The organism is Ruegeria sp. BHSB056, from assembly GCF_059613305.1.
The window spans coordinates 1-2051 of the sequence record NZ_JBXWSG010000175.1 but is presented as its reverse complement, the minus strand read 5'-3'; the positions used below and the strand labels follow the sequence as shown (position 1 = coordinate 2051).

Sequence of the window (2051 nt, the reverse complement as noted above, 5' to 3'; positions counted from 1 at the left end):
ATACCGGCTTCAAAGGCGCCTGGCTGGCTGCCTGGCTGGCCGAGGCTGGTGCAGAAGTCGCCGGATACGCCCTTGCCCCCGAAACGAAACCCAATCTCTGGGCATTGCTGGATCAGCGCAAAATAAGGTCGGTCACTGGCGACCTGAATGATCGTGCGGCCCTGGACCGGATCATCGCGGAAACCGACCCTGAATTCGTCTTTCATCTGGCGGCGCAATCCCTGGTCCGGCGCTCTTATCGCACTCCGGTTGAGACCTTCGCCACCAATGTTCTGGGCACAGTTCAGCTTTTGGACGCACTGCGTGCAGCCCCGAGCCTGCGCGCGGTGGTGGTGACAACCTCGGACAAGGCCTACGAGAATGTCGAACAGGTCTGGGGCTATCGCGAAACCGACCCGATGGGCGGGCATGATCCGTATTCCGCATCGAAGGGTGCGACCGAAATAGCGGTCGCAGCAATGCGGCGCAGCTATTATTCACCGGATGCCGCCGATCCACATCCGGCCCGGATTGCCAGCGCACGCGCGGGCAATGTCATTGGCGGTGGCGACTGGGCCGAAGACCGTTTGGTTCCCGATATCGTGCGCGGCTGTCTGAGCGATGAAGGACGCGTCGTATTACGCTATCCCGGCGCAATCCGCCCCTGGCAACATGTTCTGGAACCTCTCAGGGGGTACATGATGCTGGCCCAGAAGCTCGAACAGGACGGTGCCTTCGCAGCGGGATGGAATTTTGGCCCCGAACGTGACGATGAACGCCCGGTTCTGGATGTGGCCCAGGCGGTCATCAAGGCGCTTGGGCAGGGCCGGATCGATATCGACACCCCGGCGGATGCGCCGCATGAGGCCAAGATGCTTCGGCTGGATGTATCGCAGGCGCGTGCACTTCTTGGCTGGCGCCCGGTCCTGAGTTTTGACGACACCGTCAGGCTGACGGCAGACTGGTATGCGGGCTGGGCCCGCGGCACTCCGGCAACCGAGCTGTGCCACGCCCAGATTGCCGAATTCGAAACACTGAGCATGAGACAGGTATGACCGGCACGACCCATCCCACCTGCCGCCATTGCGGCGCGGATCTTGAGATGACGCTTGTCGATCTCGGACTGTCCCCTCTGGCCAATTCCTATGTCGACCCCGCGAAAGCGGACAAACCGGACCCGGTCTATCCGTTGCACGCCCGCGTCTGCACCGAATGCTGGTTGGTTCAGGTGGATGATGTCGTACCGGCGGAAGAGATTTTTTCGACCGATTACGCCTATTTCTCCAGCTTCTCGGACAGCTGGCTGGCCCATTGCCGGGATTACGTGGAAAAAATGGTCGACCGGTTCGATCTCGGACCGGATGATCTGGTGATCGAGATCGCCTCGAATGACGGATATCTGCTGCAGTATTTCGTTGAAAAAGGCATCCCGGTTCTGGGGATCGAACCTTCAGGCAATGTGGCGACGGCGGCGCAGGAAAGGGGTGTGCGCACGCTGGTCGATTACTTCGGCGAGGCGCTGGCCCGAAAGGTTGCTGCGGTCGAGAAACCCCCGGCCCTGATTGCCTCGGCCAATGTGCTGGCGCATGTGCCTGACATCAACGATTTCGTTGCCGGCATCGCCACCCTGCTGACGGGGGACGCGGTCTATACAGTTGAATTTCCGCACCTTCTGAACCTGATCAAAAGCGTGCAGTTCGACACGATCTATCACGAACATTATTCCTATCTGTCGCTGCTGGCGGTCGAGACAATCTTTGCCAGGGCGGGTTTGCGCGTCTTCGACGTCGAAGAGCTGCCAACCCACGGCGGATCGCTGCGGGTGTTCGCCTGCCTTGAAGGGGCCAGCCACCCCGAAGGGCCGGGCCTGGCCAAGGTCCGCGCGGACGAGATGGCGGCGCAGTTCGACCGGCCTGAAGGTTACATGAATTTCACCACTCAGGTCGAAGCGCTGCGCGATGGGTTGCTTGCCTTCCTGCGTGAAACAAAGGCGCGGGGCGACACGGTTGCCGCCTACGGTGCCGCTGCCAAGGGCAATACGCTGCTGAACTATGCCGGGATCGGCCCCGATC

2 protein-coding genes are annotated in these 2051 nt (G+C 61.2%); both read left to right on the top strand.

Annotated features, from left to right (window positions below):
• Positions 1 to 1034 (top strand): CDP-glucose 4,6-dehydratase (gene rfbG / locus AC2FND_RS20080; RefSeq protein WP_496771465.1); only part of this gene is annotated, 1034 nt, incomplete at its 5' end.
• On the top strand, positions 1031 to 2051 hold a 1021-nt coding region (locus AC2FND_RS20075), incomplete at its 3' end, for a methyltransferase domain-containing protein (protein WP_496771464.1). The genes rfbG and AC2FND_RS20075, both read left to right, overlap by 4 nt.